At 69.4% G+C, this 23,085-nt stretch carries 13 protein-coding genes, 1 tRNA gene, 3 rRNA genes and 1 pseudogene; 14 read left to right on the top strand and 4 right to left on the bottom strand.

The window, feature by feature from the left end; translation table 11 throughout:
* The first annotated feature begins 6 nt into the window (after positions 1-6).
* From FB462_RS11755 to FB462_RS11695, 13 genes are all read left to right on the top strand, one after another.
* Entirely contained in the window at positions 7-1,068 is a 1,062-nt protein-coding gene (locus FB462_RS11755) for a 3-isopropylmalate dehydrogenase (RefSeq protein ID WP_058742991.1), read from the top strand.
* A 14-nt stretch (positions 1,069-1,082) separates the two neighbouring features.
* Positions 1,083-2,198 (top strand): branched-chain amino acid aminotransferase, encoded by a 1,116-nt coding sequence (locus FB462_RS11750; protein WP_058742970.1) that lies wholly within the window; start codon positions 1,083-1,085, stop codon positions 2,196-2,198.
* A gap of 24 nt (positions 2,199-2,222) precedes the next feature.
* The gene (locus FB462_RS11745; RefSeq protein ID WP_058742969.1) at positions 2,223-2,993 is read left to right on the top strand and encodes a fumarylacetoacetate hydrolase family protein; all 771 of its coding nucleotides are present in this window, start codon (positions 2,223-2,225) and stop codon (positions 2,991-2,993) included.
* Positions 2,994-3,509: 516 nt separating this feature from the next.
* Positions 3,510-5,031: ribosomal RNA gene (locus FB462_RS11740) — 16S ribosomal RNA — on the top strand.
* 465 nt (positions 5,032-5,496) lie between these two features.
* Positions 5,497-8,625, top strand: a 23S ribosomal RNA gene (locus tag FB462_RS11735).
* Positions 8,626-8,763: 138 nt separating this feature from the next.
* A 5S ribosomal RNA gene (rrf, locus tag FB462_RS11730) occupies positions 8,764-8,880 on the top strand.
* The 16S, 23S and 5S rRNA genes sit together here, the layout of an rRNA operon.
* 144 nt (positions 8,881-9,024) lie before the next feature.
* Positions 9,025-10,512, top strand: a complete 1,488-nt coding sequence (gene gltX / locus FB462_RS11725; protein ID WP_141862048.1) for a glutamate--tRNA ligase — start codon at positions 9,025-9,027, stop codon at positions 10,510-10,512.
* Positions 10,513-10,519: 7 nt separating this feature from the next.
* The gene (locus tag FB462_RS11720; RefSeq protein WP_308423653.1) at positions 10,520-11,509 is read left to right on the top strand and encodes an NAD(P)/FAD-dependent oxidoreductase; all 990 of its coding nucleotides are present in this window, start codon (positions 10,520-10,522) and stop codon (positions 11,507-11,509) included.
* Between the two features lie 45 nt (positions 11,510-11,554).
* A tRNA-Gln gene (locus tag FB462_RS11715) sits at positions 11,555-11,626 on the top strand.
* A 444-nt stretch (positions 11,627-12,070) separates the two neighbouring features.
* Positions 12,071-12,961 (top strand): glycosyltransferase family 2 protein, encoded by an 891-nt coding sequence (locus FB462_RS17545; protein WP_141862046.1) that lies wholly within the window; start codon positions 12,071-12,073, stop codon positions 12,959-12,961.
* Positions 12,958-13,920, top strand: coding sequence for a glycosyltransferase family 2 protein (locus tag FB462_RS17540; protein ID WP_188868845.1), 963 nt, complete (start codon positions 12,958-12,960; stop codon positions 13,918-13,920). The genes FB462_RS17545 and FB462_RS17540 overlap by 4 nt, the downstream gene beginning before the upstream one ends.
* Positions 13,917-16,166 (top strand): hypothetical protein, encoded by a 2,250-nt coding sequence (locus tag FB462_RS11700; protein ID WP_167510097.1) that lies wholly within the window; start codon positions 13,917-13,919, stop codon positions 16,164-16,166. Before FB462_RS17540 ends, FB462_RS11700 begins: the two co-directional genes overlap by 4 nt.
* Positions 16,167-16,173: 7 nt before the next feature.
* The gene (locus FB462_RS11695; protein ID WP_167510096.1) at positions 16,174-17,031 is read left to right on the top strand and encodes a glycoside hydrolase family 16 protein; all 858 of its coding nucleotides are present in this window, start codon (positions 16,174-16,176) and stop codon (positions 17,029-17,031) included.
* Between the two features lie 87 nt (positions 17,032-17,118).
* On the opposite strand, the gene FB462_RS11690 is transcribed toward FB462_RS11695, so the two are convergent.
* The 3 genes and pseudogenes from FB462_RS11690 to FB462_RS17910 form a co-directional block, all read right to left on the bottom strand.
* Positions 17,119-18,624 (bottom strand): lipopolysaccharide biosynthesis protein, encoded by a 1,506-nt coding sequence (locus tag FB462_RS11690; RefSeq protein ID WP_141862040.1) that lies wholly within the window; start codon positions 18,622-18,624, stop codon positions 17,119-17,121.
* Positions 18,621-18,887: a hypothetical protein gene (locus tag FB462_RS11685; protein ID WP_141862038.1), complete on the bottom strand. Its 267-nt coding sequence runs from the start codon at positions 18,885-18,887 to the stop codon at positions 18,621-18,623. The genes FB462_RS11690 and FB462_RS11685 overlap by 4 nt, the downstream gene beginning before the upstream one ends.
* 89 nt (positions 18,888-18,976) lie before the next feature.
* Positions 18,977-19,516, bottom strand: a pseudogene (locus FB462_RS17910) (beta-1,6-N-acetylglucosaminyltransferase); the annotation flags it as partial.
* A gap of 423 nt (positions 19,517-19,939) precedes the next feature.
* Between FB462_RS17910 and FB462_RS11675 the strand changes: the two are divergent.
* The gene (locus tag FB462_RS11675; RefSeq protein WP_167510095.1) at positions 19,940-21,280 is read left to right on the top strand and encodes a glycosyltransferase family 2 protein; all 1,341 of its coding nucleotides are present in this window, start codon (positions 19,940-19,942) and stop codon (positions 21,278-21,280) included.
* Positions 21,281-21,496: 216 nt separating this feature from the next.
* On the opposite strand, the gene FB462_RS11670 is transcribed toward FB462_RS11675, so the two are convergent.
* Positions 21,497-22,876 carry a glycosyltransferase gene (locus FB462_RS11670; RefSeq protein ID WP_141862034.1) on the bottom strand — a complete coding sequence of 460 codons (1,380 nt, stop codon included), beginning with the start codon at positions 22,874-22,876 and terminating at the stop codon, positions 21,497-21,499.
* Positions 22,877-23,085 lie beyond the last annotated feature (209 nt).

Raw genomic sequence — 23,085 nt, 5'->3', positions numbered from 1 at the left:
CGAGACATGGCACAGTCGCTCAAGCTCGCGGTCGTCCGCGGCGACGGGATCGGTCCCGAGGTCGTCGACGAGGCGCTGAAGGTCCTGCACGCGGTGCTGCCGGACGACCTCGTCGTCGAGGAGACCGCGTTCTCGCTCGGCGCGACCCGGTACCTCGAGACCGGCGACGTCCTGACCGACGACGACATGTCCGCCCTCGCCGAGCACGACGCGATCCTGCTCGGCGCCGTCGGCGGCGACCCGCGCGACCCGCGGCTCGCCGGCGGCATCATCGAACGCGGCCTGCTCCTGAAGCTCCGGTTCGCGTTCGACCACTACGTCAACCTGCGCCCGACGACGGTGTACTCCTCGGTCGCGAGTCCGCTCGCCGACCCGGGCGAGGTCGACTTCGTGGTGGTCCGCGAGGGCACCGAGGGCCCCTACGTCGGCAACGGCGGCGCGATCCGGGTCGGGACGCCGCACGAGATCGCGACCGAGGTCTCGCTCAACACCGCGCACGGTGTCGAGCGCGTGGTCCGGTACGCGTTCGACCTGGCCGAGCGTCGGCCGCGGAAGCACCTGACGCTCGTGCACAAGAGCAACGTCCTCGTGCACGCCGGATCGCTCTGGCAGCGCACGGTCGCCGCGGTGGCCGAGGAGCACCCCGACGTCACGGTCGACTACCAGCACGTCGACGCCGTGACGATCCACATGGTCCGCGAACCCGGTAGGTTCGACGTCATCGTCACCGACAACCTGTTCGGCGACATCATCACCGACCTCGCCGGCGCGATCAGCGGCGGCATCGGTCTGGCGGCCTCGGGGAACCTGAACCCGGACGGCACCTTCCCCAGCATGTTCGAGCCGGTCCACGGTTCCGCGCCGGACATCGCAGGCCAGCAGCTCGCCGACCCGACGGCCGCGATCCTGTCCGTCGCGTTGCTCCTCGACCACATCGGTCGCGGTGACCTCGCGGCGGTCGTGACGCGGGCGGTCGAGGCCGACCTCGCCGGCCGGGGCACAACGCACCGCCGCACGGCCGAGATCGGCGACGCGATCGCCGCAGCGGCACGCACCACCACCGCCTGACAGGAGTCACCCCGATGAGCACCGACACCGACACGTCCTTCGATCTCGCGTTCGCGAGCGTCCCCTCGCCCGAGCGCCGTGCGGCGGCCGAGCGCGAGGAGATCCTGGCCGACCCGGGCTTCGGCAAGCACTTCACGGACCACATGGCGACCGTGCAGTGGACGCTCGACGGCGGGTGGCACGACGCGTCGGTCCACCCGTACGGGCCGCTCTCGCTCGACCCGAGCGCGAGCGTGTTCCACTACGCGCAGGAGATCTTCGAGGGCCTCAAGGCCTACCGGCACGCGGACGGCTCGGTGTGGTCGTTCCGGCCGGACGCGAACGCCCGCCGGTTCCAGCGGTCGGCCCGTCGCCTGGCGCTGCCCGAACTGCCGGTCGAGGTGTTCGTCGAGTCCATCCGGCAGCTCGTGCGCACGGACGTCGACTGGGTGCCGTCCGCTCCGGAGACCAGCCTGTACCTGCGCCCGTTCATGATCGCGACGGAGTCGTTCCTCGGGGTCCGTGCCGCGCAGGCGGTCGCGTACCACTGCATCGCGAGCCCGGCCGGCGCGTACTTCACCTCCGGCCCGAAGCCCGTGTCGATCTGGCTCTCCACGCAGTACGCCCGCGCCGCCCGCGGTGGCACGGGTGCGGCGAAGACCGGCGGCAACTACGCGGCGTCCCTGCTGCCCCAGCAGGAGGCCTACGAGCAGGGCTGCCAGCAGGTCATGTTCCTCGACTCGGAAGAGGGCAAGTACCTGGAAGAGCTCGGCGGCATGAACGTCGTGCTCGTGAAGTCCGACGGCACGCTCGTGACGCCGGACTCCGAGTCGATCCTCGAGGGCATCACGCGCGACTCGATCCTGCAGCTCGCCGAGGACCGCGGGCTCCGGGTCGAGCGCCGCCGGGTCGCCCTCGACGAGTGGCGTGACGGCGTCGCCGACGGCTCGATCATCGAGGCGTTCGCGTGCGGGACCGCAGCGGTCGTCACGCCGATCGCCGAGCTCCGCGGCGACGGGTTCACCATCGGTTCGCCGACGGTCGGCGCCGGCGAGCTCACGATGTCCCTCCGCGACGAGCTCACCGACATCCAGTACGGCCGTCGTCCCGACCCGCACGGGTGGATGACGCGGCTGACCGACCCGGCCTGAGCGCGGGATCGGTAGGGTCGAACGGTGAAGATCGCACGGTTCAGCAGCACGGGTGAAGACCCTCGGTACGGCATCCTCGACGAACGCGACCTGGTCGTGCTCGCGGGGGACCCGATGTACCAGGGGTTCGAGACGACGGGGGAGCGGGTGCCGCTCGCCGACGCGAAGCTCCTCGCCCCGGTGATCCCGCGGTCGAAGGTCATCGGCGTGGGCCTGAACTACGCCGAGCACGCGTCCGAGATGGACGAGCGCTCCGGGGACGACCCGGTGGTCTTCCTCAAGCCGAACACCGCGGTGGTCGGTCCTGACGACCCCATCCGTCTGCCCGCCGACGTCGGCCGGGTCGACCACGAGGGCGAACTCGCGATCGTGATCGGGTCGCTCGCCAAGAACGTCCGGCGCGAGGACTTCGCGAGCGTCGTGCTCGGGTACACGATCGCGAACGACGTGACCGCCCGCGACCTGCAGGCCCGCGACGGCCAGTGGACCCGCTCGAAGGGCTTCGACACGTTCTGCCCGCTCGGTCCGGTGATCGAGACCGAGATCGACCCGTCGGACATCCGGCTGGAGACACGCGTCGACGGGGAGCTGCGCCAGGCGGCCTCGACCGCCGAGATGGTCCACGACATCCCGACCCTGGTCGAGTTCGTGTCGTCGATCTGGACGCTCCTGCCCGGTGACGTCATCCTGACCGGGACCCCGGCCGGCGTCGGGCAGATCCGCGACGGCGAGGTCGTCGAGGTCCTCATCGAGGGCATCGGCTCCCTGAAGAACCCCGTCATCGCCCGGCACTGAGCCCGCGATGCCGAACGGCCCGCTCCCCACCGGGGGAGCGGGCCGTCCTGCTTCCTGGCGCGCTCGCGTGGGCGACACGCCCGGGCGGTGCGCTGGTTGGCGGGGTCCCTGGGGCGTGTGTAGAGTAATCACTCGTTGCCGCTGAGGCGGAGAACGGAACGGCCGAGACGGTCACCGGGTCATCGATCCGGAGGATGCAGTCCGGACGGGATCCCGCTCAGGCAACCAACCCCACGAACGAACATGCACCGCAAGGTGGCGTTCCGGGGTGTCGAGATCGAAAGCCCCTCTGTTGAGGTCCGGTGTTTGTCGGGCTGATTGGTGGGTGCGTCTGGTCCTTGAGAACTCAACAGCGTGCACATTGTCAATGCCAATTATTTTGACCCCGTGTGATCGTGGCTCTTTTGGGGGTCACGGTTGTCGGAGACAATTCCTTTTGGATTGAATTGATTGTCAGTAGACAGTCTTTACGGTCAGTTTCAACTCGCTGACACTTTCGGGTGTTGGTTGTATTTTTTTACGGAGAGTTTGATCCTGGCTCAGGACGAACGCTGGCGGCGTGCTTAACACATGCAAGTCGAACGATGATGCCCAGCTTGCTGGGTGGATTAGTGGCGAACGGGTGAGTAACACGTGAGTAACCTGCCCCTGACTCTGGGATAAGCGTTGGAAACGACGTCTAATACTGGATATGACTGCCGGCCGCATGGTCTGGTGGTGGAAAGATTTTTTGGTTGGGGATGGACTCGCGGCCTATCAGCTTGTTGGTGAGGTAATGGCTCACCAAGGCGACGACGGGTAGCCGGCCTGAGAGGGTGACCGGCCACACTGGGACTGAGACACGGCCCAGACTCCTACGGGAGGCAGCAGTGGGGAATATTGCACAATGGGCGAAAGCCTGATGCAGCAACGCCGCGTGAGGGATGACGGCCTTCGGGTTGTAAACCTCTTTTAGTAGGGAAGAAGCGTAAGTGACGGTACCTGCAGAAAAAGCACCGGCTAACTACGTGCCAGCAGCCGCGGTAATACGTAGGGTGCAAGCGTTGTCCGGAATTATTGGGCGTAAAGAGCTCGTAGGCGGTTTGTCGCGTCTGCTGTGAAATCCCGAGGCTCAACCTCGGGCTTGCAGTGGGTACGGGCAGACTAGAGTGCGGTAGGGGAGATTGGAATTCCTGGTGTAGCGGTGGAATGCGCAGATATCAGGAGGAACACCGATGGCGAAGGCAGATCTCTGGGCCGTAACTGACGCTGAGGAGCGAAAGCGTGGGGAGCGAACAGGATTAGATACCCTGGTAGTCCACGCCGTAAACGTTGGGCGCTAGATGTAGGGACCTTTCCACGGTTTCTGTGTCGTAGCTAACGCATTAAGCGCCCCGCCTGGGGAGTACGGCCGCAAGGCTAAAACTCAAAGGAATTGACGGGGGCCCGCACAAGCGGCGGAGCATGCGGATTAATTCGATGCAACGCGAAGAACCTTACCAAGGCTTGACATACACCGGAAACGGCCAGAGATGGTTGCCCCCTTGTGGTCGGTGTACAGGTGGTGCATGGTTGTCGTCAGCTCGTGTCGTGAGATGTTGGGTTAAGTCCCGCAACGAGCGCAACCCTCGTTCTATGTTGCCAGCGCGTTATGGCGGGGACTCATAGGAGACTGCCGGGGTCAACTCGGAGGAAGGTGGGGATGACGTCAAATCATCATGCCCCTTATGTCTTGGGCTTCACGCATGCTACAATGGCCGGTACAAAGGGCTGCGATACCGTAAGGTGGAGCGAATCCCAAAAAGCCGGTCTCAGTTCGGATTGAGGTCTGCAACTCGACCTCATGAAGTCGGAGTCGCTAGTAATCGCAGATCAGCAACGCTGCGGTGAATACGTTCCCGGGCCTTGTACACACCGCCCGTCAAGTCATGAAAGTCGGTAACACCCGAAGCCGGTGGCCTAACCCTTGTGGAAGGAGCCGTCGAAGGTGGGATCGGTGATTAGGACTAAGTCGTAACAAGGTAGCCGTACCGGAAGGTGCGGCTGGATCACCTCCTTTCTAAGGAGCATCTGGCTCGTCCTCGTGTCTGCAGTAGGCAGGTGTGGGGTGGGTCCAGGCGCCTGGTTCGGACCGAACGTGTCCGACGGGTAGCTCATGGGTGGAACATTGACAGTGCAGTCGGGAGCGCAGCTTCCGGCCCTAGTACGCCAGCTTGCTGGTTGGGACGGGTCGGTGGTGAGCGGGTCGGCTGGTGCACGTTGTTGGGTCCTGAGGGACCAGGCTTCCCGGTCGCCGCCCTGTTCCAGGGTGGACGGTTTCCGGGGGTTGAGCCGGCGGAGTGATCCGTCAGGGTTCTTCGGTGGGCCACATGAAGCTGATGCGTTGGTGTCGGTGGGGTGTGGTGCCGATCGTATGTTGAGAACTACACAGTGGACGCGAGCATCTTTGAAATCGCTTGCAATGGTTGGTCGGCCTTCGGGTCTGGCCGGTTGTTGTGAGTGGATTGCAATTTTTAATCTTTGTGGTCAAGTTTCTAAGAGCAAACGGTGGATGCCTTGGCATCTGGAGCCGAAGAAGGACGTAGAAATCTGCGATAAGCCTCGGGGAGCTGATAATCGAGCTGTGAGCCGAGGATTTCCGAATGGGGAAACCCCGCCAGGCGCTTTGTGACCTGGTGACTCCCGCCTGAATATATAGGGCGGGTAGAGGGAACGTGGGGAAGTGAAACATCTCAGTACCCACAGGAAGAGAAAACAACATGTGATTCCGTGAGTAGTGGCGAGCGAAAGCGGATGAGGCTAAACCGATCATGTGTGATAGCCGGCGGGCGTTGCATGGTCGGGGTTGTGGGACACGTCGCTCAGTTCTGCCGGACTGGGGCGGTTACAGCGCATCATAGTCGAACCGGTTTGAAAGCCGGGCCGTAGTGGGTGCCAGCCCCGTAGACGAAATGGTGTTATGGCCGGATGTGTATCCCAAGTAGCACGGGGCCCGAGAAATCCCGTGTGAATCTGTCAGGACCACCTGATAAGCCTAAATACTCCCAGATGACCGATAGCGGACAAGTACCGTGAGGGAAAGGTGAAAAGTACCCCGGGAGGGGAGTGAAATAGTACCTGAAACCGTTTGCTCACAAACCGTCGGAGCCTCCTTGTAGGGGTGACGGCGTGCCTTTTGAAGAATGAGCCTGCGAGTTAGTGATATGTGGCGAGGTTAACCCGTGTGGGGCAGCCGTAGCGAAAGCGAGTCTGAATAGGGCGATACAGTCGCATGTCCTAGACCCGAAGCGAAGTGATCTATCCATGGCCAGGTTGAAGCGACGGTAAGACGTCGTGGAGGACCGAACCCACTTCAGTTGAAAATGGAGGGGATGAGCTGTGGATAGGGGTGAAAGGCCAATCAAACTTCGTGATAGCTGGTTCTCTCCGAAATGCATTTAGGTGCAGCGTTGCGTGTTTCTCGCCGGAGGTAGAGCTACTGGATGGCCGATGGGCCTCAACAGGTTACTGACGTCAGCCAAACTCCGAATGCCGGTGAGTGAGAGCGCAGCAGTGAGACGGTGGGGGATAAGCTTCATCGTCGAGAGGGAAACAACCCAGACTACCAACTAAGGCCCCTAAGCGTGTGCTAAGTGGGAAAGGATGTGGAGTTGCACAGACAACCAGGAGGTTGGCTTAGAAGCAGCCACCCTTGAAAGAGTGCGTAATAGCTCACTGGTCAAGTGATTCCGCGCCGACAATGTAACGGGGCTCAAGCACACCGCCGAAGTTGTAGATTTCGCACACCGATTAGCCTTCGTGGTTCAGTCGTGCGGAGTGGTAGGAGAGCGTCGTGTGGCGAGTGAAGCGGCGGAGTAATCCAGCCGTGGACGCCACACGAGTGAGAATGCAGGCATGAGTAGCGAAAGACGGGTGAGAAACCCGTCCTCCGAAAGACCAAGGGTTCCAGGGCCAGGTTAATCCGCCCTGGGTAAGTCGGGACCTAAGGCGAGGCCGACAGGCGTAGTCGATGGACAACGGGTTGATATTCCCGTACCGGCGAACAACCGCCCAAGCTAATCCAGTGGTGCTAAGAGTCCTAACCCGGGCTTACCGGATCCCTTCGGGGTGATGGTGTCCGGTCTAACGCTCGACCCCATGCTGGTGCGGCTAGCGTATGAACAGGTGTGACGCAGGAAGGTAGCTGAGCCAGGCGATGGTATCCGTAAGGTGAACCTGGTGTAAGGATGTAGGGCTGACGATAGGCAAATCCGTCGTCTGTGTGCCTGAGATCCGACGCGTACCCGTTTTGGGGAAATCAGTGATCCTATGCTGCCGAGAAAAGCATCGACGCGAGGTTGCAGCCGCCCGTACCCGAAACCGACTCAGGTGGTCAGGTAGAGAATACCAAGGAGATCGAGAGAATCGTGGTTAAGGAACTCGGCAAAATGCCCCCGTAACTTCGGGAGAAGGGGGGCCGGACACGTGATACGAACTTGCTTTGTTGAGCGTTGAAGGCCGCAGAGACCAGTGGGAAGCGACTGTTTACTAAAAACACAGGTCCGTGCGAAGTCGCAAGACGATGTATACGGACTGACGCCTGCCCGGTGCTGGAAGGTTAAGAGGAAGGGTTAGCCTTTGGGCGAAGCTCTGAATTTAAGCCCCAGTAAACGGCGGTGGTAACTATAACCATCCTAAGGTAGCGAAATTCCTTGTCGGGTAAGTTCCGACCTGCACGAATGGCGTAACGACTTCCCAGCTGTCTCAACCGCGAACTCGGCGAAATTGCACTACGAGTAAAGATGCTCGTTACGCGCAGCAGGACGGAAAGACCCCGTGACCTTTACTACAGTTTGGTATTGGTGTTCGGAGTGGCTTGTGTAGGATAGGTGGGAGACTGTGAAGCGGGCACGCTAGTGTTCGTGGAGTCATTGTTGAAATACCACTCTGGTCACTTTGGATGTCTAACGTAGGACCCTGATCGGGTTCATGGACAGTGCCTGATGGGTAGTTTAACTGGGGCGGTTGCCTCCCAAAGAGTAACGGAGGCGCCCAAAGGTTCCCTCAACCTGGTTGGCAATCAGGTGGCGAGTGTAAGTGCACAAGGGAGCTTGACTGTGAGACTGACAGGTCGAGCAGGGACGAAAGTCGGGACTAGTGATCCGGCAGTGGCTTGTGGAAGCGCTGTCGCTCAACGGATAAAAGGTACCTCGGGGATAACAGGCTGATCTTGCCCAAGAGTCCATATCGACGGCATGGTTTGGCACCTCGATGTCGGCTCGTCGCATCCTGGGGCTGGAGTAGGTCCCAAGGGTTGGGCTGTTCGCCCATTAAAGCGGTACGCGAGCTGGGTTTAGAACGTCGTGAGACAGTTCGGTCCCTATCCGCTGCGCGCGTTGGAAATTTGAGAAGATCTATCCCTAGTACGAGAGGACCGGGATGGACGAACCTCTGGTGTGTCAGTTGTTCTGCCAAGGGCACCGCTGATTAGCTACGTTCGGACCGGATAACCGCTGAAAGCATCTAAGCGGGAAGCCGTCTTCGAGATGAGATTTCCATGCACCTTGAGTGTGAGAGGCTCCCAGCAGACTACTGGGTTGATAGGCCGGATGTGGAAGCGGGGACTAACGACCCGTGGAGCTGACCGGTACTAATAAGCCGAAGACTTGACAACACACTTTTTACCCACACCATTCGTGGTGTGGGGCTCGCGTCCACTTTGTGGTTCCCGACAGACGATCGGGAACATGAAACTGAACACCGCGCATGCGCGGGACAGCTTTCTTGATCCGATGGGTCAAGTCGAAGGTGTTCCGGTGGTCATAGCGAGAGGGAAACGCCCGGTCACATTCCGAACCCGGAAGCTAAGCCTCTCAGCGCCGATGGTACTGCAAGGGGGACCTTGTGGGAGAGTAGGACGCCGCCGGACTCAACGTTGGTAACACCAGGGAACCCCTGACCATGACTGGTCAGGGGTTTCCTGCGTTTCGGGGCTCCTGCATTTCCGGGCGGCTTCCACAGCGTCTCCTGCAGCCTGCCCGGCGCAGTGGGCTGCCGGTAGGATCGACCCGTCATGACTGCACCGTTCACCGCCGCAACCGGCTCCGACATCCGCGTCCGTTTCTGCCCGAGCCCGACGGGGACCCCGCACGTGGGCCTCATCCGGACGGCGCTCTTCAACTGGGCCTACGCCCGCCACAACGGCGGCAAGCTCGTGTTCCGCATCGAGGACACCGACGCCGCCAGGGACAGCGAGGAGTCGTACGAGCAGATCCTCGACGCACTCCGGTGGCTCCGGTTGGACTGGGACGAGGGCGTCGAGGTCGGTGGACCGCACGGCCCCTACCGGCAGTCGGAGCGTTCGGACGTGTACGACGACGTCATCGCGAAGCTGCGCGCTTCGGGGCACGTCTACGAGTCGTACGTCACTCCGGAGGAGATGGAGGCGCGCAACAAGGCCGCCGGTCGCGACCCGAAGCAGGGCTACGACAACCACGAGCGTGACCTGACCGAGGCGGAGCGCCAGGCCTTCCGTGACGAGGGCCGGCAGCCGGCCCTGCGGCTGCGCGTGCCGGACCGCGACCTGAGCTTCGAGGACCTCGTGCGCGGCGAGATCACCTTCAAGCAGGGGACGTTCCCGGACTTCGTCGTGGTGCGCCCGAACGGCAAGCCGCTCTACACGTTCACGAACCCGGTGGACGACGCCCTGATGGGGATCACCCACGTGCTCCGCGGCGAGGACCTGCTGTCGTCGACCCCGCGCCAGATCGCCCTGTACGAGGCGCTGTACGAGATCGGGATCACGTCCTTCATCCCGCGCTTCGGGCACATGCCCTACGTGATGGGGGAGGGCAACAAGAAGCTCTCGAAGCGCGACCCCGAGTCGAACCTCTTCCACCACCGTGCCGCGGGCATGGTCCCCGAGGGCCTGCTCAACTACCTCGCGCTCCTCGGCTGGTCGATCGCGCCGGACCGCGACGTCTTCACCTCGGACGAGATGGTCGCCGCGTTCGACGTCGTCGACGTGAACCCGAACCCGGCCCGCTTCGACCACAAGAAGGCCGAGGCGATCAACGGCGACCACATCCGGCTGCTCGGCGCCGACGACTTCCGCGCGCGACTGCTGCCGTACCTGGACGGGGTGGTCGCCGACCCGCCCACGCCGGAGCAGGAGCGCGTGCTCACCGCCGCAGCTCCGCTCGTGCAGGAGCGCATGCAGCTGCTCGGCGAGGCGCCGGCGCTGCTCGGGTTCCTGTTCACGGCGGACGACGACCTGGTGGTCGAGGACGACGCACTGGCCTCGCTCAAGGGCGACACGGCCGAGGTGCTCCGTGCCGGCACGGCGGCGCTCGAGGGCCTGCAGGACTGGGACACCGCCTCGATCGAGGCCGCGCTCCGCACGGCGCTGATCGACGAGATGGGCCTGAAGCCGCGGGTCGCGTTCGGACCTCTGCGCGTCGCGGTGTCCGGCCGTCGCATCAGCCCGCCGCTGTTCGAGTCGATGGAGATCCTCGGCAAGGAGTCCACCCTGACGCGGCTGCGTCGGCTCGCGGATCGCTGACGACACCGTGGGAGCTGACGACACGGTGCCCGCCGACGCGGCGCCGGCCGACGCGGTGCCGGCTGAGCTCGTGCAGGCGGACGTCGCGGTCATCGGGGCGGGACCGGCCGGGCTCAGCGCGGCGCTCAACCTCGTCCGTGCACGGCGGACGGTGCTCCTCGTCGACGCGAACCGCCCGCGGAACGCCGCCACGCTGCGGTCGCACGGGTTCGTGACGCGCGACGGCATCTCGCCGCTCGAGCTGCGGCGCCTCGGCCGCGAGGAGGTCGCCGGCTACCCGGAGGCCACGGTCGTGCAGGCCGTCGTCGACCGCGTGGCCCCGGACGGGGACGCGTGGACGGTGCACGGCTCGTGGCGCGGCACCGAGACGACGGCGCGGGTGCGTGCCGTGGTCGTCGCGACTGGGCTCCGCGAGGAGTTCCCCGCGCTGCCGTCGCTCCGGGCGTTCTACGGCACGTCCGCGCACAGCTGCGTCGAGTGCGACGGGTACGAGCACGCCGCCCAGGCCCTCGGACTGGTCTGCGAGACGCCGGACGTCGTCGACCGGGCGCTGCTGTTGGCGTCCTGGACCGACGACCTCGTCGTGTACACGAACGGGGTCGCGCCGCTCGATCCTGCCGGACGTGCGCGTCTGGCAGCCGCCGGGGTGCGCGTGGACGAGCGTCCGGTGGCGGACCTCGAGGGGGATCGGTCTGGTCTCACGGGTGTCCGACTGGCCGACGGCACGGTGACGCCGCACACGGGGGTCTTCCTGCGCCCGGTGTGGCACGCGGACCTCGACTGGCTCGACGCCCCGGTCGTGCGTGACGGGGAGGGCCTCGTCCGGGTCGACCGGCTCGGGCGGACAGGTGTCGCAGGGCTCTACGCGGTCGGTGACGTGACGCCGCCCGGACCGGAACAGCTCATCGTGGCGGCCGGTCACGGGGCGACGACGGCGGCTGCCGTGCACCGTGACCTGGTGGGTGGTCTCGAAGACGCTCGGGATGCTGTACAGTAGTTGATCGTGCCCCGGGCAACCGGGAACAGAAGGCCAACGGCCTTTTGGGGTATGGTGTAATTGGCAACACAGCGGTTTCTGGTACCGTCGTTCTTGGTTCGAGTCCAGGTACCCCAGCAACATCACAAGTGAAAGGCCCCCGGGAATCCCGGGGGCCTTTCGCGTTGTCCGCGGACGGCCTCGGATCCGAGGACACGCCCGGATCGCCCGCGAGGCTCGGATCCGGCCGGGTCGCGCGCAGCAGACCGCTCGCGCCGCATGGTCCGCGCTGGACCGGTCGCGCCGGCGGCTCGCACCAGGGTGGGGAGCACACGGCGGGACGCGCCGGGCGGGCGCGGGGCGATCCTCCAGGCCGGCGGCGGAGCCGCTTGCGGGTTTCCGTAGCGGTCGCTGGTGAGCCGCAAGGCGGACCCGAGCGCATTGACCCGCCCACGCGCCGCGACGAGGGTTGTGGAGCACGGACGAGGCGTACCCACTCGTCCAGGACCCCCGGCGGCGTCGTACCCGCGTCCCTGCTGGGAGCCGTCCCCTGCACCCTGAACCCGACAGGAGCACCTCCGCATGTCCGTCAGCCCGGTCCGTCCGGCAGACCCCCGCGTCTCCGTGGTCATCCCGGCGCGCAACGAAGCGCGCAACCTCGAGATCATCCTCCCGAAGCTCCCGCCGGTGCACGAGGTCATCCTCGTGGACGGCAACTCCGTCGACGACACCGTCGCGACCGCCCGCCGGATCATGCCCGGCATCCGTGTCGTGCACCAGACCCGGAAGGGCAAGGGCAACGCCCTCGCATGCGGGTTCGAGGCCGTGACCGGCGACGTCGTCGTGATGTTCGACGCCGACTGCTCCGCGGACCCGGACGAGATCCCGCGCTTCGTCCAGGCGCTCCGCGACGGTGCCGACGTCGCGAAGGGCACCCGGTACGCCCTGGGCGGCGGCAGCGACGACATCACCATCGTCCGGAGCCTCGGCAACCGCGGGCTGAACCTGCTGTGCAACGTCATCCTCGGCACCCGGTACAGCGACCTCTGCTACGGCTACAACGCCTTCTGGGCCGACACGCTGCCGGCGATCGCGCTGCTGTCCTCGACGCTCCCGAAGCCGCTGGACGGCTCGATGCTGTGGGGCGACGGGTTCGAGATCGAGACCGTGCTGACGTGCCGGTGGTCGGCCGCCGGACTGCGCATCGCCGAGGTGCCGAGCCACGAGAAGCTGCGCGTGCACGGGGCGAGCAACCTCAACGCCGTCACGGACGGCATCCGCGTCCTGACGTCGATCGTGCACGAGCGGCGGCGGGCCTCCGGGCGCCGTGCCGTGTCGGCTGCGCCGGTGGTGGCTGCGCCGGTGGTGGCTGCGCCGGTGGTGGCTGCGCCGGTGGTGCTGCCGGCGGCGGCGCACGCGCCGGCGGCGGCGCACGCGTCGCCGGCCGGGGCGCTCGAGGGGGACGCCGCGTGACGCGGGTCGCCGTCGTCGTCTGCGCCTACACGCAGCTGCGGTGGGGCGACCTGCAGGACAGTGTCGAGTCGGCGCGTCGGCAGCCGGAGCACCCGGAGGTCGTGCTGGTGATCGACCACGAGCCGGAGCTGCTCGCCCGGGCCCGCGCGCGCTGGCCGGAGCTGCTCGTCCTCGAGAACGCCGAGGACCGCGGCCTGTCCGGCGCCCGCAACACCGGGGTGGCGGCGACGGACGCCGACGTGGTCGCGTTCCTGGACGACGACGCCACCGCCGATCCCGACTGGCTCGGGCACATGCTCGCCGCGCTCGAGGACCCCGCGGTCGTCGGCGTCGGCGGCCGCGCCACGCCGTCCTGGCCCTCGACCACGGGCTCCGGGCCGTACGTCGACGAGCTCCTGTGGATCGTCGGCTGCAGCTACACCGGCCTGCCGGAGACCGCGGGCGACGTCCGCAACGTGATCGGGTCGAGCATGGCGTTCCGTCGCGAGTCGATCCTGCGCGCCGGCGGCTTCCGGTCCGGCATCGGCCGCGTCGGGAACCAGCCGCTCGGCTGCGAGGAGACCGAGCTGTGCATCCGCATCGCCGCGGTGCAGCCGGGGGCGCGGATCCGCCACGAGCCGCGGTCGAACGTGTCGCACCGGGTGTCGGCGGACCGCGTCGGCATGCGGTACCTGCTCCGCCGGAGCTACTACGAGGGCATCTCGAAGGCCGTGCTGGCACGTCGCGTCGGCACCGGTGATGCGCTCGCCAGCGAGTCCATCTACCTGACCCGGGTGATCCCGCGGGCGGTGCTCCGCGAGCTCCGTGCCGTCGGTCGCGGCGGGCTCGCTCGCGCTGCCACGGTGGTCGCGTCGGTCGCCACGACCGTCCTGGGCTACGCCGTGGGCCGGCTGCTCGGCGGCGTGGTCGTCGCCGCGCCGGCACCGCGTCCCGTTGCCGACCCGGTCGGCACGCGATGAGCCGGGGGACCGCGACGCCCGCGGTCGGTGCCCACGTCGCCACAGGACCCGCGTCGGCCCGACGGCGCGAGGGTGTGGACGCGGACGACGTCATGGGACCCGGTGCTCGGCTCGCCGCGGCCGGGGTCGTCGTCGTCGCGCTCGTCGCCGTGGCCCTCGGCGCCGGGCTGCACGTGCCGGTCCTGCGGGGGAGTGCGACCGTCGTCTTCCTGTTCGCCCTGCTCGGCGTCGCGCCGCTGCTGCTCGTCCGGCCGATGCCCCTGGCACGCTTCGTGCTGCTCGCGGTCGCCGGCTCGATCACCGGCACGATCGGGATCGGCTACACGATGGCGACCGTCGGGTGGTGGCACCCGGCGGTGCCCTTCGCGGTCGTGGTCGTCCTGACGTCGGCGGTGCTCGCGTCCACCGTGCTGCGGGACCTCCAGCAGCTGCGTCGACGGGAGCGCCGACCGGCCCCGGCACCCCTGACGGAGTCCGTGCGGACCGGGTCCGGGCGGATCGTGCTCGGGGGGACCGTGCTCGGTCTCGCGACGGTCGTGGTCGCCGCGGTGACCCACGTCGGCGACCCGGTGCCCGCCGGACTGTTCGGTCGGCTCGGGATCGGGCTGCCGGTCGGGCTCGCCGTGCTCGTCGCGGCGGCGGTCGTCGCGTTCGTCCGGGGGCGAGCCGTCGCCGTGCCCGTCGTGGCGCTCGGCCTGGCCGTGCAGCTCGCGCAGGCGATCACCTACGGGATGCCCACCGTGACCGCTGCCGCGCGGCACGTCGGGGTCCTGGAGTACATCCGGCAGTTCGGCCGCACCGATCCGGCCTCGGACATCTTCCAGACCTGGTCGGGGCTGTTCGCCGGGGGCGCGTGGGCGGCCGACGTCGGGGGCATCGTGAACGCGATGACCATCGCCGCGTGGGTGCCGGTGCTGCTCGCGGGCGTCACGACGCTCGGTGTCGGGGTGCTCGCCGCGCACTGGCTGCCCGGTCGACGCCGGCCGTGGATCGCGGCGTTCCTCACCGCGATGACCGGTTCGCTCAACACGACGTACTTCTCGCCGCAGTCGACCGGCGTCCTGCTCGTCGTCGCGATGCTCGTGCTCGCCACGGGCCCGCTCCTGGAGACCGCCGCGGCCGTCGCCGACGGGTCCGTGCAGCGGGTCCTCCGGCCGCGCACCGTGCGGCTGCCGCAGGTGCTCGCGATCGCCGTGATCGGCGTCGTCCTCGTCGTCACGCACCAGATCTCGCCGTACCTCGCGGTCGCGGCGCTCGGCGTGCTCGTGGTCTTCCGGCTCCTGCGTCCGTGGTGGCTGCCGCTCGTCGTGCTCGTGCCGGCGGTGGTCTTCGCCGCGCTGAACGGCGACGTGCTCGGCCGGTTCCTGTCGCTCTCGGCGATCGGGAAGGTGTTCGACAACGTGCAACCGCCCGAGCACGACATGACCGTGCTCCCGAAGCCGCTCGTCACCGGGCTGGCGTTCGACGTGCCGGCGGCGACGCTCGTGCTCGTCGGCCTCGTCGCGGTCGTCACCGTGCTGGTCCGACGCGACCGGCTGCACTGGGGGCTCCTCGCCGCGGCCGCGAGTCCGATCTCGCTGCTCGTCGCGACGAACTACGGGCAGGAGGGCATCTTCCGCGTGGTCCTGTTCGCGACCCCGTGGCTGGCGGTCCTCGCCGCCGGGCTCCCGCTCCCCGCCGGTCGGTGGGCGCGCGTCGGGACGGCCGTCCGGGCAGCGCTCCGGCCGGCAGCCGCCCGGTACGTCCTCGCGGCGGCGGGCGTCACGGCCCTCGTGGCGGTCGGTGCCTTCGGACAGACCGCCCTGGACTGGAACCGCGTGACGACCCGGAGCGAGTCGGCGGCGACGCAGTGGTACGACCGGACCGCGCCGAAGGGCTCGGTCATGCTCCTCACCGGTTCGGGGAACGCCGTGCCGGGGAACACCGGCGCCCGGTACTTCGACGTCGACTACGTGTCGCGTGAGGCGCTCGGCCCGTACCCGTCCGGCACCGGCTACGACCCCGACGCCGACGTCTCGACCCTGACGCGGCAGTTCGTCGCCCGGACCACCGCGACGAAGTACTACGCCCTCGTGGCCGCGCCGATGGGTGCGTACGACGAGCGCTACGGCTACCAGCGGTACCCCGACTACGAGCGGCTCGCGGACGCGATGGCGTCGTCGCCGTACTGGCACCGGGTCTGGTCGTCCGGCACCACCGCCGTGTACGAGCTGACCACGGCCGGGATGCGGCATGCCGCGAGCTGATCCACCGATGACGACGACGGCCGGGCGGGCCACCACGGACCGTGGCGGCCCGCCCGGCCGTGGCCGACACCGTGCGACGGCGCTCGGTGTCGGCGCGGTCGTCGGCGCGCTCGCCGTCGGCGCCGCGGTGCTCACGGTGACCGGCGGCTCGAGCGCGCACGACCCGAGCGGCGAGACGATGACGACCTCGGACGGCGGTGCGTGGCATCGCGTGTACTCCGAGGACTTCGCGGACGACGCGCCGACCGGGACGTTCGCGTCCCGGTACGCCGACCGGTTCACCACCTACGACGGGTTTGCGGACACCGCCGGGACCGGACGGTACAGCGCGTCCGCGGTCACTGCGCACGACGGGCTGCTCGACGTCGGGCTGCGGACGACCGACGGCGGCACCCCGCTGGCCGGTGGCGTCGTGCCGCTCGTCGACGGGCGCTGGGGCGGGCAGACCTCGGGACGGTACAGCATCCGGATGAAGAGCGACCGGGTCGACGGCTACGGCGTGGCCGTCCTGCTGTGGAGCGACGCGAACCGGTGGTCGGACGGCGAGGTCGACTTCCCCGAGGGTGGCCTGGGGCAGCGTGCGTGGCTCAACGTGCACTGCCTGGACGACCCTGCGCGGCAGTGCGTGCACCACGAGACGGACGCCCGGCTCAGCGACTGGCACACCTACACTATCGAGTGGACGCCCGAGCGGATGACCTTCATGGTGGACGGACGCACGGTCGGGACGACCACCGAGGACGTCCCGACGGCGCGCATGCACCTCGTGCTGCAGGCAGGTTCCACCGGTGGCACGCCGCCGCGGGCCGCACGGGGCTCGGTGCTCGTGGACTGGGTCACGATCGACGTCCCCGCGGCGGGCTGAGACCGTCGGCCCCGACGCACGGACCGCACCGCGCCCGCCGCTTGCGCCGGACCGGGGGCACGAGCACGCGTCCGCGCGGCTCCGTCGTCAGGCCGCGGTGGCTCCGCCGCGCGCCGCCCCGAGCCGTCGCAGGAACCACGGCACGCACGCCGCGACGCCGACGACCCGCACGACGTCCCAGGGGGTGTCCTGGGGCAGCAGCAGGGACACCCCGGCCACCACGAGGGCTGCCACGAGGGGCAGGGTCACCCGGGCTCCCGGTCCCCGCCACGCCCGACGGTCGGGCAGCGCGAGCAGCTGGGCCGCCGCGAGGAGCGTGTACGCGAGCACGGTCGCGACGCCCGCGCCGAGGATGCCGAGCCACGGGACGAGGACCAGGTTCGCCGCGATGTTCACGGCACCGGCGCCGGCCGCGATGACGCCGACGGCGACTCCGCGGCGCTCGACCACGAGCAGCCGCCCGGTCGCGCCGCTCGCCACGACGGGCACGGCCGTGACGGCCACGACGAAGACGACGACGCCGAGCTCGTCGACGCGGTACGACGCGGGCGCGAGGAACGGCAGCGCGACGGGTGCCGCGAGCGTCACGGCGAGGACGACGGGCGCCACGAGACGGTAGAGCTCGTCCCGCGCGTGCAGGGCCAACCGGAGTCGGGCGCCGGCGTTGCGGAGCGCGGCGAAGTGCGGTGCCCACGCCGAGTTCGTGAACGTGAGGAGGAGGACCACGGCCGACCCGACGACGTAGGCGATCTGGTAGCGGGCGACCTCCGCCGGGCCGAGCAGGCTCTGCACGACGACACGGTCGCCGGCGTTGAGCACGAAGTACGACAGGTTGCCGAGGGCGACCGGGACCCCGAGTCGGAACGCCCGGGTCGTGGTCCGCCGGTCGAACAGGCCCTGGAGGCGGGGCCGCGTCGCCGCGATCCCGATCACCATCGCGACGCCCTGCGCGACGACACCGCCCCACGCGTACGTGGTGGCGTCGGCGTGCACCCACAGGAGCAGCCCGAGACCGATGACGGAGCCGCCGACCGACGACAGCAGGCTCGTGACCGCGAAGACCCGGATGCGGTCCTGCGCGACGAGGAGCGCCAGCGCCACCTGGACGACCGCGGCCGGCGCGGTCCAGAGGACGGCGACGAGGAGCAGCGGGTGCGCCCCGACGAAGCCCGCGGCGTCCGCCCAGACCGGGATCGTGGCGAGCGCCGTCCCGGTGACGACCGCGGCGGTCAGCGCGCCGACGGCGAGCAGCCCGCGGGCGCGACGGTCCGAGCCGTCCTCGGCGCGCTGCAGGACCGTCGCCTGGTCGAGCCCGGCGACCGCGAGCACGGAGAGCGCCTGGAACAGGGCGATCGAGGACGCGAGGACGCCGAACTCCGACGCGGGCAGCAGGTGCGCGAGGACGGGGGAGATCAGCGACGAGACGACGAGCTGCATCGACCAGACGACGACGTACAGCAGACCGCGGCCGAACAGTCGGGACGACCCCTCGGCGACGTCGTCGACTGCCGCGTCCGATGCGTCCGACATCCGGTCGGACGCGGCCCGTCGTGCCCGACCGAGCGCCTCGCGCCGGGTGAGGGGCTGGGTCACGACCGGACCACGTCCTGCCGCAGGGCGAACGCCCCGTCGATGAGGTCGAGCAGCTCCGTGCTCCGCTCGGTCGAGAACTTCCGCGCGAACAGGTGCGGCAGGCCGCCGTCCGGGATGGTCCGGCGCTCGAGCACCCGTCCGGCGTCGGCGGTCCCGAGCCACGGCGGGCTCTTCCGCCGCGAGTCGTCCCAGCCGATCCACCACAGCGAGTGCTGCACGTGCTCGTCCGCGAACCCGGGGGTGAGCGCCGGGGTCGCCAGCACCGTCGGGACGAAGGTCCGTCGGCCACCCAGCTGCGCCGCCAGGTCCGGACGAGGTCGGGGCGGCCGTCGAACGCGTCCACGACCGCGGTGGCGTGCCGGCGGGCGAGGACCTTGAGCTGCGACCCGCCGGTCAGGACGACGCCCGAGGGCAGCCGCCGGGGGATCGGCAGCCGCAGCATGTGCTTGCGCCAGGCCCAGTGCCGGTAGCGGAGCCGGGCGAGCCCGCCGTCGCGGCCCCAGAGCGGGTCGGGCAGCGGGAACGTCGCGACGAAGGAGTCCTCGCGGTGCGCCTCGAGGGTCGCGCGGATCTCGGCGGCGTCCGCCAGCGGGTAGTCGCTCCCGGTGAGGACGGCGACGTGGGTCGCGTCCGTGCCGTCGAGCGCGGCCCGGTAGCCGGCGACCTCGGCGACGACGTTCTCCCACCGGGCCCACCCGGTGCGGATGCGCGGCAGGAGTCGGACCCGGTCGGGCAGTCCGTCCACCATCGCGCGGTACTCGGACTCCGGGGTGCTCACGTCGCAGTGCAGGAACACGTCGAACGGGTCGAGTGCCTCGACGAGCCGGCGCACGTGCGCAGGGTCCTGGTGCGCGAGCACGACGCACGCCGGGACCGCGGGGGAGATGGCCATGCCGGGACGCTAACCCGGGCGCAGCGCGGCGGGCAGCCGGTCCCGGGCCCCCTGCGGGGAAGCGGCGGTTTCCCGCAGGCGCCGACACAGGCGCACGACGCAGGCGCCGGCAACGGCGCCAGCGCAGCCGCAGTCGTCGGTCAGCGCCGCAGGCGGAACCTCGGACAGTCGCAGAGCGCGCAGTCCGTGCCCGAGCGGTAGTGCTCGTGCGCGGCACGCGGGTGCCCGCAGACGCAGGGGTCCGTGTCGGATCCGGCCGGCATGGGTCCTCCTCGTGCCCGGCTCGGGTCGGCCGGTGCGTCACCCGCGATCCTACGGGGCGCGAGCGGTCCGGTCGCGGCAAACCGCACGGCTCGGCGACCGTCGCCGCAACCGTCGCCCGGGTCGCTTGACCCGTCCCGGCCGGCTGCCGAGCATCGGGACGTGACCCCGAGCCGGACCAGCCCGATCGCCAGCAGCGTCCTGACGCTCCGCCCTGCGCTGCCGCGCGCCGACGAACCGACGTGGGCCGGAGCCGCCTGGGTCGGCGCCGTCGACCGACCGACGGCGCTCGCCGCGACGACGGTCGCGCTCGCTGGAGCCGACGGCTTCCGTCGCGCCCGCCTGCTCGTCCGCGACGGGCTCGAGATCGCCGGCTCCGTCGATGTGTCCGTCACCCCGGACGGGGACCTGGACCCGGCCGAGCTGGGACGGGCGCTGCGCGCGCTGCCGGCCACGATCCTCCCGGCCGACACCGGCCCCGCACCCGTGGGGCGCGTCTCCGTCGTGATCGGGACCCGCGACCGGCCGGAGGACCTGCGGACCTGCCTGCGGTCCGTCCTCGCGTCGACGTGGCCCGACCTCGAGGTGGTCGTCGCGGACAGCGCGCCGACCACGTCGGCGACGCGGGACGTGGTCGCCTCGATCGCGGATCCTCGTGTCACCTACGTCCTGGAGGCACGGCCTGGCGTCGCGCGGGCACGGAACGCCGGGCTCGCTGTCGCCACGGGCGAGGTGGTCGCGTTCACCGACGACGACGTCGTCGTCGACCCCGACTGGGTGACGGCCGTCGCGGGCGCGTTCGCGCGCGACGCGGACGTCGCGTGCGTGACGGGGCTCGTGCCGAGCGCGGAGCTCCGGACGCCCACGCAGCGGTGGTTCGACGAACGCGTGACCTGGGCACGGAACACCCGGCGCCGGGTCTTCCGGGCCGCTGAGCCGCCCGCCGACCTGCCGCTCTTCCCGTTCTCGGTCGGGGCGTTCGGCACCGGGGCGAACGTGTCCCTCCGGCGCTCGGCCGCGGTCGCGCTCGGCGGGTTCGACGACGCCCTCGGCGTGGGGACGCCGACGAAGGGCGGCGAGGACCTGGACGTGTTCGTCCGGGTGCTGTCCTCGGGTGCGGCGCTCGCGGTCGAGCCCTCGGCCGTGGTGTGGCACCGGCACCGCTCGGAGCCGGCGGCGCTGCGCGCCCAGGCGGTCGGCTACGGCGCCGGGCTCGGCGCGTGGGTCACGAAGCTCGTGCTCGACCCGCGGACGGCGCTCGCCGTGGTGCGGCGTGCGGTCCCGGCGCTGCGGCGGCTCGGGTCGCTCGGGCAGGACGACGGTGCGCGGTCGGCCGGTGCTCCTGGCGCGGTGGGTGCGGATGCACCGGGGACGGCACGGTCCGGCGCGTGGGCGGCCGACGAGGAGCTCCGTGCGGCGACGGTCGGGTTGCGGCGGATCGAGCTGACCGCGGCGCTCGGCGGGCCGTGGCGGTACCTCGTGTCGCGGCGCGCTCGGTGCTGACCCGGGACGCTCGCGCGCGGGGTCGTCGCGCGGGCCGTCCCGCCGCGGGCCGTCGTGGCGCGGGCCGTCGTGGCGCGGGTCGAACCACGGATGCGACGTCGAACCAGGGAGAGGCACTGGTTCGACGTCGCATCGCTGGTTCGACGCAGCCGAGCGCGGCGGGCGGCGGGCGGCGCGGGCCGTCCCGGCGCGGGGCGCCGGGGCGCCCCGCGCGCGTCAGGCGCCGGTGTGCGTCCGCTCGACCTCGCGCCAGGCTCGCCGGCTGCGCAGCCACGCGGCCGGTCCCGCGGGGAAGCCCCGGAGCTCGTGGAACGCCAGGGACCGCGGCACGCGCGTCGGGGGCACCGCCGACGGGGTCACGGTCGTCGCCGTGGCGCTCCCACGTCGGACGAGTCGGCTGAGCACCCGGCCGGCCATCGCCCGGGCCGCCGGGGGAGCGAGCCGCACCAGGGCCGCCAGGTGCCGACGGTCCGCCGACACGAGTGCGCAGAGCAGCGCCGTGAAGCCCACCCCGTTCGCGTGCAGCTGCCCGTGCAGTCCGGCCAGGTCCGGCCGGTGCCGGTGGTGCACGACCGCGCGCGGCTCGACGCCGATCCGCCCACCGCGCCACAGGACGTCGATGAACATCGCGAGGTCCTCGCCGCCACGTGCGGGGACGCCGGCACCGAGCACCGGGTCGAACCCGCCGACGCGGTCGAACACGCTCCGACGCACCGCCCAGTTCGCTCCGGCACCGTACCCGCCCACGCCGTACACCGGGAACCGCCGACGGACAGAGCCGTCGGCCGCCACGGCGGAGACCCGTGCGTGCCGCAGGGCCCCGGGAGCGTCCTCGGGCACCAGGGTCAGTGGGTCGAAGGTGCGCTCGCCGCTGAACCCGCCGTAGTACGCCTCGTACCAGATCTGCGCGGGGGTCTCGAGCTCGGCCGGCAGGATCATGCCCGTGACCGCGTCCAGCTCGGGTTCCTGGACGAACCGGGTACCGATCATCCGGAGCCACCGCGGGTCGACGCGGACGTCGTCGTCCGTGAAGGCGACGACCTCGCCCGTGGCCGCCGCGACCCCGGCGTTCCGTCCGGCGGAACAGCCCGGGCGACGCTCGACGACGAGTCGCACGTCGTGCCCGGCGAGCAGTCCGGGGAGCGGGTCCTCGGCGGGGACCGCGACGCGGTTGTCGACGACGACGACCTCGTAGGACGGGTAGTCGAGTGCCGCGAGGTGGTCGAGCAGCCGCGCGATGTCGGCCAGGCGCGTCACGATCGTCGAGACCACGACGGAGACGGACGGCAGTGCGGTGTCCGGCACCGCGGACGTGCCGGTGGTCGGCGCACCCGTCCGAGCGACGGGCGAGCCGGCGTGCAGGCCGTCCGACCAGCCGGCTGGCTCGCCGATGAGTGCTGCGATCGCCCGCTCGGCGTCGGCCGGGTCGTCGGTCAGTGTGACGTCGAGCGTCGTCACGGGGTGGCCGTCGCGGTACCCGACCACGAGCGCGGTCGCCCGACGGTCGTCGGCGACGAGTTCCGGGAGCGGGGCGTCCAGGTCCACACGGACCACCCGTCGGGGACCGGGGGTCGACACGGGCGTGAGCAGGGCCATGACCGGACGGTACCGAGCAGTGCGGGAGACGGACAATGCTCGATGAGCGTCGTGGCGGGGTTCCCACGCGGTTCCTGCGTGGTTCCGCAGATCGAAGGTCTCGTATCCCGCAACGCCGGGGAAGTGAGCGCTCACCAGGGAAAACCGTCCACCGGGTGGAGATCACAGGCAGGTCACGATCCTTTTGCAACCGGTTGCGAAGATCTTCT

Source organism: Curtobacterium citreum, from assembly GCF_006715175.1.
In the GTDB taxonomy this organism is placed as follows: domain Bacteria; phylum Actinomycetota; class Actinomycetes; order Actinomycetales; family Microbacteriaceae; genus Curtobacterium; species Curtobacterium citreum.
Note: the sequence above shows the minus strand (reverse complement) of the source record. Positions and strands in the feature narration are given on the sequence as shown.

What these genes read in the sequence shown, in the direction of transcription:
- FB462_RS11700 (WP_167510097.1), top strand. Translation starts at nt 13,917, where the DNA reads ATGAGCCGGGGGACCGCGACGCCCGCGGTCGGTGCCCACGTCGCCACA.
- FB462_RS11750 (WP_058742970.1), top strand. Translation starts at nt 1,083, where the DNA reads ATGAGCACCGACACCGACACGTCCTTCGATCTCGCGTTCGCGAGCGTC.
- FB462_RS11670 (WP_141862034.1), bottom strand. Translation starts at nt 22,876, where the DNA reads ATGGCCCTGCTCACGCCCGTGTCGACCCCCGGTCCCCGACGGGTGGTC.
- FB462_RS11695 (WP_167510096.1), top strand. Translation starts at nt 16,174, where the DNA reads ATGACGACGACGGCCGGGCGGGCCACCACGGACCGTGGCGGCCCGCCC.
- FB462_RS11755 (WP_058742991.1), top strand. Translation starts at nt 7, where the DNA reads ATGGCACAGTCGCTCAAGCTCGCGGTCGTCCGCGGCGACGGGATCGGT.
- FB462_RS17545 (WP_141862046.1), top strand. Translation starts at nt 12,071, where the DNA reads ATGTCCGTCAGCCCGGTCCGTCCGGCAGACCCCCGCGTCTCCGTGGTC.
- gltX (WP_141862048.1), top strand. Translation starts at nt 9,025, where the DNA reads ATGACTGCACCGTTCACCGCCGCAACCGGCTCCGACATCCGCGTCCGT.